Raw genomic sequence first — 16,170 nt, 5'->3', positions numbered from 1 at the left:
ACAGCGATGAGTAAATGAGATTTTATTTATTTAAAATACTGATCAGTTGCAACACCTTTTGATATTCTTCTTCATCAAACTCACCATGAGCCAGATACCCACAAAAATTCCTGTACAAAAGCTCTAAATCAATATTTGAACAATTTTCATTTTTTAAAACATCCAATGCTGACTTATACAATTCCTTTCCTTGTGATTTATTTTTCCTTTCTACTAAGTCGATCAGTTCAATTAAAATTTCAATAGCTTTTTGTATATTCATATTATTAGAAACTCACTCTGTCTGTTCTAATTATCGTGGATTTTGCTAATTCCTTGATACTTATCAGTCCTTAATAGCCTCCGCCTTCCAGAACTTCCAATCTATTAGTACTTATTTGCGGAGCAGCAGTACCCTCAGTGACCCATGTTCCTTTTTGAGGTTTGAAGGTTGGAAGCAGTCAGGTAGAGGGACTAAGAAGAACAGATGCCGATGGCATCGTTCCTTGACGCGATGTACTGCAGCACCAAGCAAAGCGCGTGCTGGGCTAAGCCGGTTTTAACTCGGTGATGAAAGGCGGGCACCCTTTATTACCGCTCAGTGCAGCATCGCGGGTAGGTGGCTGGCCGTGACGGGACTTGAGACCGGCCAGGCTGTTATCGTCCGAGGGGAGGCGGGCTGTCTTACACTGACGACGGGCGGATGAAGTTAAAAGCCGAAAGTATCATTCAGACCACCTCCGGCTTTTTTAACTATATTTCCTTATAAGCTTGTTCTGCATCGATAATTATAACTCCCAACTCAAGATCAAAAGGCCATTGATCAACTATAACCCTTGATATACCTATAACCCTTTCATTCTTAGGAGGAAGATTATCCGATTTAATTATCGTTAATATATTAGAAAAAGTTTCCTTAAATTTTGTAAGTTGAGATACGGAACTTACAGATAACACTTTTATATCTTGAGTGATAATAGCTTTCTCAAGCTCATCTATAGCTTTTTGTATCTTTACAACTGCTTTTTTTACTTTTGTCATTTTCATAAATCTAATAAGTTATTGAGATCAGTTATGTATTTTTGTATCTGCCCACCGGGCAAACCGACTCCCTGAGATGATGCCCTTCCTTCAAGAATGACAGAACCCGGCTTAACTTTAAACTGAGACACATTGGTCATCTGATTCCATTGTGTCTTCACTGCCAGGCTTTCTCGGGTAGCAGGGAATGTCTCAAAAATATATCTACCTCTCGCCTTAGCATCGACACCATCATAATATCTTAACCCGTATTCTGAGTCAGTCGCTTTACGAACTCTGATTGAATCTATTTCGAATGACTCCAACGTTTGCTTTCTAAATTTTCTCGGAGTGCCGACTTTTTTTAAATAAGCCGACGCATCCTTTACACCTTTATATGGATCTGACTTGCTGCGGCCCTTACATTTACTCAGCCCCAGCGGATCAATCCAGCTGAACGCGTTCGGAGCATACTGGTAAAGGTTGATCCCGCCCGCCAGCCCTATCGGATCCTGCTGGGTAAACCGTCCGCTGTCCGGGTCATAATAACGAAACAGATTGTAGTGCAGTCCGGTTTCCCGGTCCAGGTACTGGCCCTGCATACGCAGGTTCTGCTCCACCACAGGAACACGCTGGCTCGACTCGCGCAGCAGCTTGCCCCACGGGCTGTTGATACCTTCCCAGGCTTTTTGCCCTTCACCGTCAGTCAGCAGCTCCGGCATTCCGTTGGCAGCATTATGGAACCAGTAAATCTCCGGGCTTTCAACACCATCAATACGGGCCAGCGGTTCATAGCTCTGGCTGTCGCTGTAAACGTAGGTCAGCGGAGTGCCGTCGTGGATTTCCTGCAACAGGCGGTAGCCTTCCCACACAAAGCGCGTCGTGACGGCGTTCCCGGACGGCCTTCCCTGTAACAGCTGCTGGCTGGTTTTACTGATGCGGCGCCCAAGCGGATCGTAGCGGAAACTCACCTTAGTGCGCGGCTTATTACGGTCCCGTGGCTCGCTGATGACGTCCGTCAGGCGATGCTCACCATCGTAGCGATATCGCCAGCGGGGCTGGTGATAATACTGACAGTTACACGCCGTCGATGGTCCTGTCCGGTAAGTGGCTAAGGGAGGCAGGGTTTGAGACGGGGCAGGCGGTCAGAGTTAGGGTTGGAGCAGGCTGTATTACCCTGGCGGCGGACTGCTAAAGTAAAAGCCGTAAGGATCGCTGGGATCACTTCCGGTTTTTTAGTTTTTCCTTATTTTTTCGTATAGACCGGCAATATGAACTAATTCTTTTATCAGTATATCTTCGCCTGGCCAATCGATAATAAAACGTGGATACGCAGGCATATAAACCTTTGGATTCATTACCCTAATCATTTCTTCCAGTTCTTTTTTTACCTGAGTCAACGCATGGATAGAAAGAGGTGCTTTCTCATTGCGTTCATGCCGACTAATAGCGTCAACTACCTTTTTGAGGGCGTCATTCAATAATAATTCAGAAGTAGACTTCACAATAAATTCCCATATTTCCAAGATTGAACAATAAAAAATTAATCTGCACTATCATTGTACTGAGTGCCATATTCAGATTGCGCAGCTGCTCTACCTTTGATTATTGTTATACTTGGAGCTATCTGCCATTTTTTATTGCAGTCATACCATTTCATTCTGGAGGCAATGCCAAACCAGCTCTATTCATCTGCGAAGTAAAGGTTTAAAAAATATTGCTCCTTAGCTTTGGCTGCCTTTCCATAATCATGGGACTGTGTCCCAAACTAATTATTTCCAACCTTTTACATGGATAAATTTTCAAATTCTACAGAGTCAAATAATTATTTCCTCTGCGCTCTATTAACCCGACAAAAATCCTTTAGGATTAATGATGTTATGAAATGTAAAACAAAAAGATCATTACCTACGATTTTTTTCTCTTACTTGCGTAAGTAACATAACATCATATGCATCTTGCCCGCTTTGTTGTGCTTTATGTGATTCTTCTTCACTTATTTCATATTTAACATCTTTATTGACAATTCCACCTGCATCATAATTTATATAGTATCTCCCATCCTCATGAGTGATAAACATACCATAACCACTAAATATAAGCTTTTCCATGACTTCCCCCTTAAATTATATTTTACTAATTATTGCCTTCGCGAGTGGTGTAGGATCAATAGCTGCTTCCGGAATCCCTCCTGATGTATACCCACCAGGCACCCAAAAATCATTTGCACCCAACTCATTGCCAGATGGCATACGTAATCCTGTTGGATTGGGTATGTCGATCCTCACTGGCGCATTTCCCAATTCTCCTTTCGGCAATCCTAACAATTTCTCAATTGTAGGCACATGACCGCCAGCTCGACTAATTACATCATCTGCAACTGATTTAGGCATAACAAAATGCCCTCCTTGCGGTCCAATCTCTGAATACTTTGGATTTACTCCCCACGCGATTTTTGACACACCCCCTTCGAACTTTGATAAATGCTCAGCCACATAAGCAGGTTCAAGGTAAGTTTTAGGATTAGGGAAAGGATTGTTAACTTTATCCCTACCGCGAACTGCCTTATAAGCTTTTGCCGCCCACCCTCTACTTGAGAATACACCTTTAGTGTTTTTCTGGAATGCATTCCACGCATTCTTACAACTCAGCCCCCACGGATCCACCCAACCCAGCGCGTTCGGCGCATACTGGTAAAGGTTGATCCCGCCCGCCAGCCCTATCGGGTCCTGCTGGATAAATCGTCCGCTGTCCGGGTCATAATAACGAAACAGATTGTAGTGCAGTCCGGTTTCCCGGTCCAGGTACTGGCCCTGCATACGCAGGTTCTGCTGAACGACCGGCATCCGCTGGCTGGATTCACGCAGCAGCTTGCCCCACGGGCTGTTGATACCTTCCCAGGCTTTTTGCCCTTCACCGTCAGTCAGCAGCTCCGGCATTCCGTTGGCCGCATTATGGAACCAGTAAATGTCCGGGCTTTCAACACCATCAATACGGGCCAGCGGCTCATAGCTCTGACTGTCGCTGTAGACGTAGGTCAGCGGGATCCCGTCATGGATTTCCTGCAGCAGGCGGTAGCCTTCCCACACAAAGCGCGTCGTGACGGCGTTCCCCGACGGTCTTCCCTGCAACAGCTGCTGGCTGGTTTTACTGATGCGGCGCCCAAGCGGATCGTAGCGGAAACTCACCTTAGTGCGCGGCCTATTGCGGTCCCGCGGCTCGCTGATCACATCCGTCAGGCGATGCTCCCCATCATAGCGATAACGCCAGCGGGTATGGCCGTCATCTTTCTCAGTGGTACGGCCATGAATATCGTACTGCCAGCGGATACCGTTCAGTTCTGTGACACGGTTATGCATGACATGGGCGGCACTATGGCGATCCAGCGGGTTGCCTGCGCCATCCCAGCGCCACTGTTCATTACCCGGCTGCGCACCGTCCTGTGACAACAGCCGGCCGGCGTTATCGTAGTTCCATAATGTCTGGCTGAACGCATTATCGTCGCGCTCTTCACGAATCAGGTTGTTGCCGTAATCGAAGTCGCGCCGGCGGGACCAGACGCGCGGTGCAGGTCGCTGTGAGTCACCCTTAAACACGTCACGTCGGCGCAGTCTGCCTAAGCGATCATACTCACTGCGCATGGTCAGGCCGCCCTGCGTCCGGCTCAGCTCCCGATGCAGCGTGTCACGGGTAAATTCCGTAACCGGCAGGTTGTCTAATGCAATGCTCAGCAGATGCCCGCTACCGTAATAAAGCTGCTTCAGGTTGCGGCCATCCGGCAGCGTCAGGGCAGTACAGTTACCCAGCGCGTCATACTCCCACGCCAGTTCGCCCTGCTCCCCCTGCTCAGCAACAATGCGGCCCAGCGCATCATACTTAAAGGTAATCTCCTGCTCGGCCTGCTGGCTCCACTCGGTGTCAGACAGCGGCAGATGCTGCGACACTTTACTCAGTTGTCCCCCACCGCTGTAGTGATAGCGCGTCTGGCCTTCCGGCGTGGTCCGCGCCAGCAGTTGCCCCGCACGGCTCCAGTGATAGCTATGGGTAATGGACTGAGGATGCCCGGCGGCAAAGGTGCGTAATACCGTGCGGCCCGCCGCATCATAGTCATATCGCGTGGCAACACCATCCAGCCCGACCTGGGCCAGCAACAGAGAATCTGCGCCCCACTCGAACTGATACTGCTCGCCGTTCTCATTTTGCAGCGCCGTCAACCGGCCACGGCTGTCCCAGCTTCGCTGTACCGTCTCACCCTGCGCATTACGGTTGGCGATCAATCGCCCGACATTGTCGTAACGGAATTCACTGCGCTTACCATCAGCCGACTCATAGGCCAGCGGCAGTCCGTTTTCACTCCAGTGCAACCGCTCTTCCCATCCTTCTGCACGTTCCAGCTGAAGAGGACGGCCTGCTGCATCATAGTGATAACGGGTTTCTTCACCATCCGGCGCGATGACACAGCTGAGCCAGCCCAGGGGATGATAACGGTAGCGCGTGGTCAGCCCTGAACAGTCGGTTTCACGGATAACCTGGCCGGCATCATTAAACTCACGGCGGTAGCTATTACCTGCTGCGTCAGTCTCTTCGACAACCAGTCCGAACTCATCCCGCTGATAGAGCGTGCTTTGCCCGAGCGCATCAACAACGCGTTTAAGGCCGTGATGGGGATCGTAATAGTATTTCGTTGTGGAACCGTCTGCTCCGGCAACAACCGTGGGCAACGAACGGTGTGACAGCCATTGCACCGCCTGCACACCACCGTCAGCATCCTTCTCTTCAACACGGTTGCCCAGATCGTCATAGGTGAAGCTCACCGCGTTGCCCAGCGGATCGATGCGACGCGTCAGGAGTTCGTTTTCATCCCACTCGTAGCGCCACTTCTCGCCGCGCTCGTCGATAAAACAGGTGATGAGGCCCGCGGCATTCCAGTGGTGTTCGCGCTGCTGACCGTCATAGGTCGACACGCGCGTGATGCCCGCCTCAAGATCGTAATGCATGTGGCAGCCATCACCGCTGTTGGTGCGGTTTTCTATAACGCGCCAGTGATCCAGCTTCTGCCAGCGATATTCACTCTCCAGCCCGCCCGGCAGTTGGTGCCAGACCATCAATCCATCGTCGTTGTAACGGAAGCGTCGTGAGACAACGCCTGCGGCATCAGTAACGCTGGTAAGCTGGCCCCGATCATTGTAGGTCCAGCGCGTGAGAGGCCAGTGCTGATCGCCATCAAAATGGCTGGCTGATGTCGGACGCCGCGCGTGCTGTTTGTCGTCGTAGTGCAGCGTGACGTCAATCGCCAGCGGCGCGTCATGGATACGCACCAGGCGGGCCTGTTCATCCCAGCCCATCTCCAGCGCATTACCGTACTCGTCGCTCAGTGAAGCCAGGCGCAGCACCTGCGGATCAGCGGCCGTGCGCCTGTAAAGACGCCATACCGCACCGTCATCATCGGCAATGGCGATATCGCCAGACTCGTTGCGGCGCACCATCAGCCCTTCGCTGATGCTGTAGAGCACCTCTTTTTCACCGGGAACGTCAAAACTCAGTTCGCGCCCGTTGTCATCAAACCAGGTTGCCCGATTCCCTTCCAGCGTCAGGTAGCTGTCAAACACCGTGGCCCAGCCCTGACCAAACAGGCCAGCGCGCTGGGTCAGACTGTTATAGCTGCGCTGAAAACTGAGCGGGAAACGTCCGGGGAGGGAAAAATCACGCTCGGCATCATCATTAAGGACTTTGACGCCGGTCGCCGCATGAACCGGAAACAGCGACGAGAAGGCCGCATTGATAGCCATGTCCGCCGCCATACCGCCCACGGCACCGGCCAGCGCGCAGGGCATGTTTTTCAGGATCTGACTGGGGCGACCACGGATGAGGGAAAGGCCGATCATCATCACGGCCAGGCCTGGCACCTTGCCGCTTTTGATCTCTCTGACCGTGACGGTTTGACCACCAATGATGACATTGGGGGAAACATCGTCGCTCACGGTGGCGTCACAGGTGGTTTTATCCTTTGCGCGCACCGCAGGCTGGCCATTGATAAAGACGCTTTTCGACCCCTGAGCCAGATATTGCGGTGCACTGTGTTTTTCACAAGCCACTTTGTCCTGCTCCAGCGGAGAGGTGCCCGCATCAGCGGAGGCTACCGTGGGCTGCCACATTGCACTGCCAAACTGGCCGACCGCAGAGAGCAACATGCCGCCATAGTCGGCGAAGCTCTGCGGCGATTGTGGTTCCGGTGGCGGTGTCTCGCCGGGCGTGAGCATCCCGGCCGCGCGTGCGGCTAAAAGACCATTAACGTAGACATTCACTGATCCAGTGGCGATTACTCCGGCAGGTGACGGCGGGAATATCATGTTTCCCAGCCCATCGGCCGCTTTGCTGATCTCTTGTGACAGACCAACGGCATTGGCCAGTACACCACCCAGAATACCGCTGAGCAGGCAACTGTTACCCACGGCTGCCACACTCGCCGCTGCCGCCCCTGTGCCTAGCAGGGGCGCTGCCGAGACGATAGCAGCACCCACTGCGGCACCAATGACGGCATAGGCCGCACCTTCCGCAACAATGCTCGTGATATCAGCGAAAATGCTGGAGTGAATGATCTCGTCGCCCACGCGGGCAGCAGGGTTATCCATAGGTTATGCTTTCCGTGGATTGTTCAGACTCAGGCTTTGTTTAAATGCACTCCAGCGCTGTCCATCCTCTTCATTGAATGGACGCATGGCTGAGAGCGTAAAAATCATTAAGATGTTCGAGTCAGGCACCTGTGTAGCCAGCTGTTTCTGCCACACTGCCTGCCCGTTACGGTCAAATACGGTTTCAACTTCTACCGCGTGTAATGTGTTATCCACACCTGCCATCAAACGTACAAATTCAGTCTGCTGGATATGGCCCATCTGACTCCGCAATGTGTCCCACTGACGCTGGAACTCTTTTTCCGCATCACTGCCCTCAGAAATAACACCACGGCTCACAACCCAGGCCAGCCCACTGGCTTCATCGCGGAGAATATTCATGGTGGTGTCCTGCCAGGCAGCAGGAAAAAGCGCAAAGGCGCCCTCATTGAATTGGTAATGCATATTGGGTATCCGTTTTATTAATTGTTTGTGGCGGGTGGAATAAGGTTATGGTATTCGCCATCAACGCTATCGGCATTAGTGAGTATCTGTGTATTATCACGCGCAACTTTAATGTCGAAAAGTCGATGCGTAATATCAGGATCGCCACCGCAACTGGCGTCGTGATTATCTTCACGAACCGTAATAACAAAGAAACTTTCATCACTGCTGTCGTCAAGATCGTATCGCAGGCATTTATCATCGAGGGTGGTCAGTTGCCAGGTATGAATTGCTTCGGTTGCAGCGCTGATAGCCTGGTCAGCGCTGATTTCGCTTTGCTCTGCCCCCATGTCTGTTTTCAACATGATGCAACTGACCTTTCCCTGGTCAATCTGAAACATCAACTGTTTTCCGCCAGACGGGTAGACAAGCCAATGCTGATTATCACTGTTATCTTCTTTTCCGGGTCCATAGGCTTGCTGAACCTGTTCCAGGCTATCGCCTACCTTTATATTTCGGGACGTCGGCACATTGGCATTTTCCAGTAGGATCTCAGCCAGAACCGTGTGGCTGGCATCTCCCACCGCCGCCGCGCTGAACAACTCAAAGCCGTCATAGCTATGCTGGAAGTAGTTGTACTGCTGGTTATTGATAGCCACTTCTCCGGCCAGAACTGAACTCAGAGCCTTACCAGCCCGTACGAAGCTTTCATTGCTCCATGTGTCTCCGGGAGTGAAAGCATAGTCGTTTAGCAGAACGGAAAAATCGCCCTCGTTAAGGGCAGGAATGGTCGATTCCGTGCTGGATTCAGCCCTTGCAATGCAGGATAAAACCATGAGAACAGACACAAATATAAGGCTGGTGAAAAAACGATTTACAATCATTGTGTTTTTATCGGGGGTTGACAATAGAAAACAAGAAGGGTATTTAATCACTAAGAGCAACGTAATTAAAATCTTTTAAATTAAAAAATTACTCACACTTCAACATTATGTGGGGTGGAGAGTACATATCACCACCCTAATAAAACCCATAACATTATTATAATGTCATTCTTATTACTTGAAATACAGTAAAAATCTCACTTGAGTGATAATGAAAATTATCATTCCCACTTGCCACCTTGCTTAACAAGCGTTTTATTACCCTGTACCACCTTCAATTCAAGCGGATTAAAGCTCACAACATAATCTACACCGCTATTATTGAAAAGCATCCCTTCAGCTTTATTTGAGTTTACAGGCTGCGTAGTTTTACCTTCAAGAGTAATTTGTTTTCCATCTTTATTTCTGAGGCCTATGTATTTAACCTTATCACACACAGTATAAAAACCCCCACAGCTATTCAATAAAGTAATCGTAAAATCAGATGTAGACAAAACCTTCATATCTGATTTTAAATCCCCTTCACTAACATCTTTGTCAAGATTATAAGTTTTTGGCGCATAAAACCCCCTATTCTCAGGGTCTTTGATTAATTCCCATAAAACTTTATTATCTTTAAGTTCTAAATTTGCTTTACCCTTCACTCCGCCAAATGAAGAATCAAATTCAATCAAAGCATTTTTACCGTTTGCAGTACCTTTGAGATTGCTGTCATTATCATCAGGGCAATCTATTTTGTTTCCGCCCCTTGTCACATAACAATAAATACCCGTTATGTTATTATTATTCTGTTTTAATTTTAATGTTAGAGTGGAATATAATGATCCATTATCATTTTTCTCTTGCCCACTCCACTGACCAGTAAAATTATCAGAAGCAAACAAGGATAATGAAGAAATTGACAACAAAACCGCCAAGCTAAATCCAACTTTATTCATTTGATTAACCTTTAAAATCCAGAAAATCATTAACCCTATTAATCCAGCCGTTAAGATTAGGTAAATTTAGAGTTACAGCGCCTGACTGAGCGAGTTGTCATCACGCTTTTCACAGATTAGGTTATTGTCATTGTCAAAGTTTTCACTTATCTGCGTGCCCGCCTGCTTCTGAGTTTAACTGCTACAATCTTCACCTAAAGCAAAACAATGATGATTAATAATTACACGAAAGTCAGAGGCATTTAGTTCAGTAGTGAAATAATCCGCCATTACACAATGAGCATAAAAAAAATAACAGACAGCAGCACACCTAATCGAAAAATAAATTATATTTAAGATCTGCCACTTTAAAAATCCATTTATATATGATGTGCAAAAATCGTGTGTGATAGTGCGTAAAATTAGCACACCATCACACAGAAATTTAATTACTCGGAATCACTCTTCCATTTTCCGTCTTCAGATAGTACGATTTTATTATTAACAACAACAGTAAGATTACTAATTACATTATTGATAATATAGGTTGCATCATGATTACGGAATTTATAACTCAACACCGGGCAGGATGCTTGACCACAATCACTTTTCATGGCTTTGCCTTTTAATCTGACAACTGCCCCATCTGATTTCCTTACACCCTCATAACTAACGTCATTACACTCCGAACCCACAGGGCAAAGCGACGTTATTCTGATTTTGAATTTTTCCGTCTCGAAAACTTTCTCGCCATTGCTTTGCATTTCTTTTTGGTTTTTAGCAGGAGTAACTGACTGTTTTTTATCAAAACGCTTTGCCCAACTCGCAATATCTTCCTGCATTTTATTATTTGCACGATCATTGCTTACATAATGTATTTTATTATCTTCAGGCAGCATCCATGCAGCATACACTTTACCGTCAGGCTGTATAACAAATGCTGAAGCCTGCTCAAGATAAAGATCTTTTAACCAGCCCTCGACAAATATACCCCCCTTAGCTGTTTTGTGAGGCTCGCCAAATACATCAAAATTCTGGCTAAAGTCACTGTACTCGCTGCCTAAAACAGATTTTAAACTGGAAACTACTTTCTGGTCATTAAAAATAGCTGAAACACTATTCAGGTTATTATACTGAGAATAAGCCGTCTGAGTATCCGATGCTGTTGCAACACCTATTGAGCCACCTGTAAAAACAACCAGAAAAAATAACTTAATAAATAGATTCATTTCATTCACCTGAAAACTTCAAAAATTCAGCAGCTTCATTGGTATAGCGCTTAGTCAAACCGGTTGAATAATGATCCCACCAGTTATATGAAACACCATTTTTCACCGTAGTGGTTGAACCATATATAGCCTTGTCATAATTCAATCTGGCGCTGACAAGGTCATTTTGGAATTCAGAAGAACCCATTTTTTCAACATAGTCAATAGATTTTTCAGTGAGTTGTGAAGATTTGACGATATCATCACCACTCATAGAATTGAGTATAGCCTGAGCACCTCCCACTCCTCTCATGTGTGCTAATGACATAACGGCTGCTTGTTTTCCTGGATCACTAAAATTAAGCGCCCCGGCTTTTTGGGCTGTCTGGTTCATATATTTTGACACCACCTCAAATTCTTCATCACTCCCCTGACCATACTTCTTCCTGGCGGCTGCGATATCTTTATATGCAGGCCCAAATCCTTTTCTGAAACCGTACATTTCCGGAACACCGCCCTGTTCACCACCCGCTCCTTCTGACTTCATAATTGATCGAACAACACTGTCATCAAGTTTCTTAGCGTCATCCGAATTAGCGGTTTGTTTTAACGGTGCAGCCGCCCCTTTCGCCGGTGCCGCCGCAGCTTTTGGCGCAGCCGGAGCCGCCTGTCCTTTCTGTTTTGGCGGGAACAGATTCTCTAAGGCCTGGCTGATGTTTTGTTTATGACTGGATCCCGGTGCGCTTGTGCCCGGCTTGGCGCCATCCGTGTTCAGGTTCAGTTTGCCGCCAGAGGTGGTGATATGGCCATCGCCCTGCACGAAAATATTGAACCCCTTGCCCACAATATTAATCTGGCCGTTCGCATTCAGTTCGATAGCACTCTCTCCGCATTCAAGGCGAAGTTTAGTCCCCGAACCCACTACATAGGTATCGACCACCGCATCGAGTTTGCCTTTACCGGTCAGCCGCTCTTCGCCCCCTTTTACACCGTGGACACGGTTGGTTTCGACACGGTAGAGCTCATTGCCGCCCGCATAATGGCTGTGATTGTTGGCGACTGAATGGCTGGCGTCGTTTTTAACATGCGTATCCATGTTCTTCTGCGCCTGAATCCACAGATGTTCCTCACCCGACTTATCCTCAAACCTCAGCGCGTTCGCGGTGTCCGCCGTGCCATCCTTCGACCGGCTCAAAAACCCCATCTGCGTCGCCGCTGCCGGCAGCGCCCACGGCGGCATGCTTGCCTCGTTGTAAACCCGGCCGATGATCAGCGGACGATCCGGATCGCCGTTGATGAAGTCCACCACCACTTCGTCGTTAACACGCGGGATCTGCACCCCGCCAAATCCCTGGCCCGCCCAGGCGCTGGAGACGCGCACCCAGCAGGAGCTGGTGTCATCGCCCTTCGCCAGCCGGTCCCAGTGAAACTTCACCTTCACCCGCCCGTAGCGGTCGGTCCAGATCGACTCGCCTTTGGGTCCCACCACCTTCGCCGTCTGCGGGCCGTGCGTTTTCGGCCACGCCGTTTCCGGCGGCGTGCGGTAGGTCACTGACGACGGCAGCACCGTGAAGTGGATGTTGTGACGGCTGTCGCCGGTGTCGCCGCTGGCGTAGGCGTTCTCGGCAAAGTCATAGGTCGCCGAGGTCACCAGATACTCGCCGTTGTCGCTGAAGTGCGGCGCGTTGATGATCGAGAAGGTAAAGCCCGGCGCGATGCCGGTGGCCGTGCCCGACCCGCTGACGCTGTGGTGCTCGGCCTGCCACACTTCCTGACGGATGCGCGCGTAGGACTCACCGTGGCTGTGGTCGACAAAATGGCCCGGCCAGTCGTAAACGTCCACCGAGCCCGGCACCGGCGACGCCGGATTCTGCCGCGCCTGCAGCATCCAGGCGTTCGGCTTGCGGAAGTCGTAGTCGTCGGTGCTGTAGATGCCCGGCGTCACGCTTTCCGCCAGCGACCACTGGCTGATGCCCTCTTCAGTGACCACGCCGCCCGACGGGGTGACGTGATAGGCAATGGTCTCATAGCCCGGAAACGCCTGATGCTGGTCCGGCGCGTCGCACAGCACCAGCGTGTGTTTGTCCGCCTCGTGGCGGAAGAAGTAGTAAATCCCCTCCAGCTCCATCAGGCGGCTGATAAAGTCCAGGCTGCTCTCCTGATACTGCACGCAGTACTCCCACACCCGGTAGCTGCCCGCCAGGCGCGTCTCCACATTGACCCCGTACTCCTTCAGCAGCGTCTGCACAATCTGCGGCACCGTCTGGCTCTGGAAGATGCGCAGGTTGCGGTCGCGCTTCATCGGCCACAGATCAGGCTCGACCGTCAGCTCATAGATCGCGTAGCGGGTGCCGCTCAGCTCCTGGCTGCGCACCGCCACCCGGGTGATTTTGCCGTTAAGGTAGCGCGGGCTCAGCGCGTTCATCAGCCCGTCGGTCGGCAGCGTAAACGTCACCGGCTTCCCCAGCAGGGCGTGGCGGTCGATGCGCGCGTCGGTGGCCAGCAGTTCAGCGGTGAGCACAAACGGACGGGACAGCGTCTCGGTCCCCTTAAGCGTATGGAACAGCAGGCCGTCCGCCGGCAGCTGTGCGGTAATGCGTGAGAACATAATCAGATTCCGTGCTTATATTAGAGAATGGGTACCAGTACATCATGGCGCTGTCATCCAGCGTATCGATGTGCACCAGCGGCTTCCAGCCACCCCCCGCGGTCGACAGGTAATGCGTGTCGCGCTGCTGCTTTCACCCACCTTTTACAACCCGCTATACAGACAGCGCACCGTCCCGTATTAGCTCCTGTGGCGGTGCGGGACTTTAAGCCCGTCATGGCAGGCTTTTTTAACAGCCAGTCAGACGCATTTATCTCACACTGGCAACCTTCATACGCGGCCCAAACTCCCGGACAGGATGAGTCATATGTGGTTAAGTAGTGTCCGATATGGGTTAAACAGATATCTGGAAAGGCAACCGGTATCAGTTCCGCTAGCTTGGGGTTTTTGATAACACAACTTAGTAATGCAGCATTTTTTTCTGGCCGGAGTATAGAGGCATGTCCAGAAGCGCTGTTCGATCGTTTCTCTAGAGAAACCCGGCTTAAGGGGCAAACCAAAGTCCGTATCAAAATTTACAGCCTGTTTCCCTTCTTAATTTAATTAGCCAGCCAGATACCATAATAAATCACTATAGATCCAAGAGAAAGAATGACCTTTGAAAAAACGAACAGCCCTGGCGCCAGTTTATTGATAGCTGGTGAAAACCTCCTGTAATTATCAGCATTATATTTCTTGTGAAAATCCATAATATTGCCAAATATATTGCACAACCCAACAAGTATAAACCTCATACCCCATATAAAAAATAATGACGAACCTAACGCCTCCATTAAATCCCCTGCGGCGTCCCTGGTAAAACCTGGCATTATCGCTGCCAGTCCTTTAAGCACGAACCCGATAGCGATAATGGCGATAAAAACACCGACAAAAGCTTTACCTAGACCAGCCAGCGTTTTTCTCCCATAGGAAATCTTACTGCTCCAGATAAAAAACTCCGTCACTAATAAAAACAATAAAAATGCAATGATTTCCACGCTATTGTCATCTCTTTTAAAAATCATTTGCCAGCCAGAATCGTTTTAGAAGCGCTAATGATAGCGGTCACTTTTCAACGGTCACAGGTCAGGCTCGGCCGTCAGTTAATAGACCGCATATCGTGTGCCGCTTAGCTCCTGGCTGCGCACCGTCAGCGGGTGATTTTGCCGTTAAGTTAGCGCAGACTAAGCGCGTTCATCAGGCCATGGGTCGGTAGCGTAAAAGTCACCTGCTTGCCCACCAAAGCGTGATGGTCGATACGCGCGTAGGTGAACAGCAGTTCGACGGTGAGCACAAACGGACAACCAGCATTTCGGTGCCCATAAGCGTATCGAACAGCAGGCCAGCTGCGGTGAAGTAATGCGCGGGAACATGGTTCATCCGTACAGCCAGTGAAGCGAGCCAGTTAAAGTTGAAGGGAAATGATTTTTACTAAAAGTATCTTATGATTAGAAGTAACAGGTGTCAGGATGAAATTATCTTTCTACACAGACTCCTGCCTAAAAAAAGCAAAATCTATGGACATAGTTAATAGAGTAACTTTTTCATTTAATATGTGATCTGGATATCAACCAATAAAGACTGAGTAAAATAGGCCAACACCCATTTACTTATGAAATTTTAAATATCTTTTTTTACGCTTTTCATATTCAGGATCGGTTTGATGAGGAAGAATAACCTTGAGTCCCGCACCTATTTGAGATGCAATATAATTTGCGTTTGAAAGATGTTTAGCAAGCTCTGGATCAGTTGTATCAAACTCTTTGGAAGCCAAACTTCCCAGACTCATGCTATGCAGGACACTTTTATCTTTCTCTTCACCAGTTAGTATTTTTTTTACATAAATAAGCTGCTTCAGAGCAACCTGAAAAACTGTAAACTCCGGCTTTTCCATGGCTCTTTGATTAGTTATATCAATAGCATCATTAATGTAGTCAAGAGCGTTATATTCGTCTTTATTTATTATAACCAAAATGCATCATTCTCGTTTGAGAGCAAAGGCAGATCTAAATTAGAACTTATTGGACCCACCTTATTTATATATAGAGACCAACCAAAAACGCACTCTATAGTAACTTTAATAGAAAACACATGAGAATTAACTCTCTAAAGAGGTGATTAGTCGCAACGAAGTTAATAACAACCTCAAGATTTTACTTTTTTAAATATCAACAAAAAAATTAACCCTTAATACCAAAGTCAAGATAACCCTCTGCAGTAATAGCAAAACACCAACTCACTTCCTCATCAAAAAAATAATGATGCTGAGGGGTGTTATTTATTACATAAATTACAAAAGACAAGAATATTTTCGAATCAAGCGAAACTGCAAAATCAAGCGACGAATCATTAACATAATAAACTATCTCACCCTCATTTATAAATTCATATAACCCACTTTCCTTAATGAACCCTTCAACTTCTTTTTCAATTTGTGTAGATTTGAAATCAATCGGCTTTTCAATATGTAATCCCAAACACTTCCAGTCTATTTTTTAGCCTTTCCAATTAAATGACTCA

The 16,170-nt window shown here is 48.4% G+C and carries 15 protein-coding genes and 1 pseudogene; 2 read left to right on the top strand and 14 right to left on the bottom strand.

All coding sequences use genetic code 11. The annotated features are described in order from the left end of the window. Positions 1-22: 22 nt before the first annotated feature. Positions 23-262 (bottom strand): hypothetical protein, encoded by a 240-nt coding sequence (locus AC6I8B_RS08355; protein ID WP_064691216.1) that lies wholly within the window; start codon positions 260-262, stop codon positions 23-25. A gap of 346 nt (positions 263-608) precedes the next feature. Here AC6I8B_RS08355 and AC6I8B_RS08350 point away from each other — a divergent pair, with 346 nt between their 5' ends. Next, positions 609-686, top strand: coding sequence for a hypothetical protein (locus AC6I8B_RS08350; RefSeq protein ID WP_430624016.1), 78 nt, complete (start codon positions 609-611; stop codon positions 684-686). 46 nt (positions 687-732) lie between these two features. On the opposite strand, the gene AC6I8B_RS08345 is transcribed toward AC6I8B_RS08350, so the two are convergent. Together AC6I8B_RS08345 and AC6I8B_RS08340 are read right to left on the bottom strand one after the other, a co-directional pair. Then, positions 733-1,020 carry a hypothetical protein gene (locus AC6I8B_RS08345; protein WP_029519555.1) on the bottom strand — a complete coding sequence of 96 codons (288 nt, stop codon included), beginning with the start codon at positions 1,018-1,020 and terminating at the stop codon, positions 733-735. A 2-nt stretch (positions 1,021-1,022) separates the two neighbouring features. Beyond that, positions 1,023-2,060, bottom strand: a pseudogene (locus tag AC6I8B_RS08340) (RHS repeat domain-containing protein); the annotation flags it as partial. Positions 2,061-2,089: 29 nt separating this feature from the next. Here AC6I8B_RS08340 and AC6I8B_RS08335 point away from each other — a divergent pair. Continuing rightward, entirely contained in the window at positions 2,090-2,194 is a 105-nt protein-coding gene (locus tag AC6I8B_RS08335; RefSeq protein ID WP_080669892.1) for a SymE family type I addiction module toxin, read from the top strand. Between the two features lie 40 nt (positions 2,195-2,234). Here AC6I8B_RS08335 and AC6I8B_RS08330 read toward each other — a convergent pair whose 3' ends face one another. From AC6I8B_RS08330 to AC6I8B_RS08280, 11 genes are all read right to left on the bottom strand, one after another. After that, positions 2,235-2,504, bottom strand: a complete 270-nt coding sequence (locus AC6I8B_RS08330; protein WP_157351929.1) for a hypothetical protein — start codon at positions 2,502-2,504, stop codon at positions 2,235-2,237. A gap of 399 nt (positions 2,505-2,903) precedes the next feature. Further along, complete coding sequence (locus AC6I8B_RS08325; RefSeq protein ID WP_061901529.1) at positions 2,904-3,110, bottom strand: hypothetical protein; 207 nt, start codon at positions 3,108-3,110, stop codon at positions 2,904-2,906. A 15-nt stretch (positions 3,111-3,125) separates the two neighbouring features. Beyond that, positions 3,126-7,631: an RHS repeat-associated core domain-containing protein gene (locus AC6I8B_RS08320; protein ID WP_157351927.1), complete on the bottom strand. Its 4,506-nt coding sequence runs from the start codon at positions 7,629-7,631 to the stop codon at positions 3,126-3,128. Between the two features lie 3 nt (positions 7,632-7,634). Beyond that, positions 7,635-8,075 carry a DcrB-related protein gene (locus AC6I8B_RS08315; RefSeq protein ID WP_010246011.1) on the bottom strand — a complete coding sequence of 147 codons (441 nt, stop codon included), beginning with the start codon at positions 8,073-8,075 and terminating at the stop codon, positions 7,635-7,637. Between the two features lie 17 nt (positions 8,076-8,092). Continuing rightward, positions 8,093-8,938 (bottom strand): hypothetical protein, encoded by an 846-nt coding sequence (locus AC6I8B_RS08310; RefSeq protein WP_157351925.1) that lies wholly within the window; start codon positions 8,936-8,938, stop codon positions 8,093-8,095. A gap of 221 nt (positions 8,939-9,159) precedes the next feature. Next, entirely contained in the window at positions 9,160-9,876 is a 717-nt protein-coding gene (locus AC6I8B_RS08305) for a hypothetical protein (protein ID WP_232526425.1), read from the bottom strand. A gap of 428 nt (positions 9,877-10,304) precedes the next feature. Further along, on the bottom strand, positions 10,305-11,084 hold the full coding sequence (locus AC6I8B_RS08300) for an Ivy family c-type lysozyme inhibitor (RefSeq protein ID WP_089414274.1): 780 nt from the start codon (positions 11,082-11,084) through the stop codon (positions 10,305-10,307). Between the two features lies 1 nt (position 11,085). Further along, a complete protein-coding gene (locus tag AC6I8B_RS08295; protein WP_497817697.1) occupies positions 11,086-13,671 on the bottom strand; it encodes a type VI secretion system Vgr family protein in 2,586 nt (861 codons plus the stop codon). Positions 13,672-14,210: 539 nt separating this feature from the next. Beyond that, positions 14,211-14,675, bottom strand: a complete 465-nt coding sequence (locus AC6I8B_RS08290; protein ID WP_157351918.1) for a hypothetical protein — start codon at positions 14,673-14,675, stop codon at positions 14,211-14,213. 581 nt (positions 14,676-15,256) lie between these two features. Then, positions 15,257-15,622, bottom strand: coding sequence for an immunity protein Tsi6 family protein (locus AC6I8B_RS08285; RefSeq protein ID WP_157351911.1), 366 nt, complete (start codon positions 15,620-15,622; stop codon positions 15,257-15,259). A 208-nt stretch (positions 15,623-15,830) separates the two neighbouring features. Further along, entirely contained in the window at positions 15,831-16,127 is a 297-nt protein-coding gene (locus AC6I8B_RS08280) for a hypothetical protein (RefSeq protein ID WP_033786097.1), read from the bottom strand. Positions 16,128-16,170: the final 43 nt, after the last annotated feature.

Source organism: Pantoea sp. X-Soil-ISGK-285, from assembly GCF_059730815.1.
The sequence above is the reverse complement of the archived record's forward strand: the minus strand, read 5'-3'. Positions and strand labels throughout refer to the sequence as shown.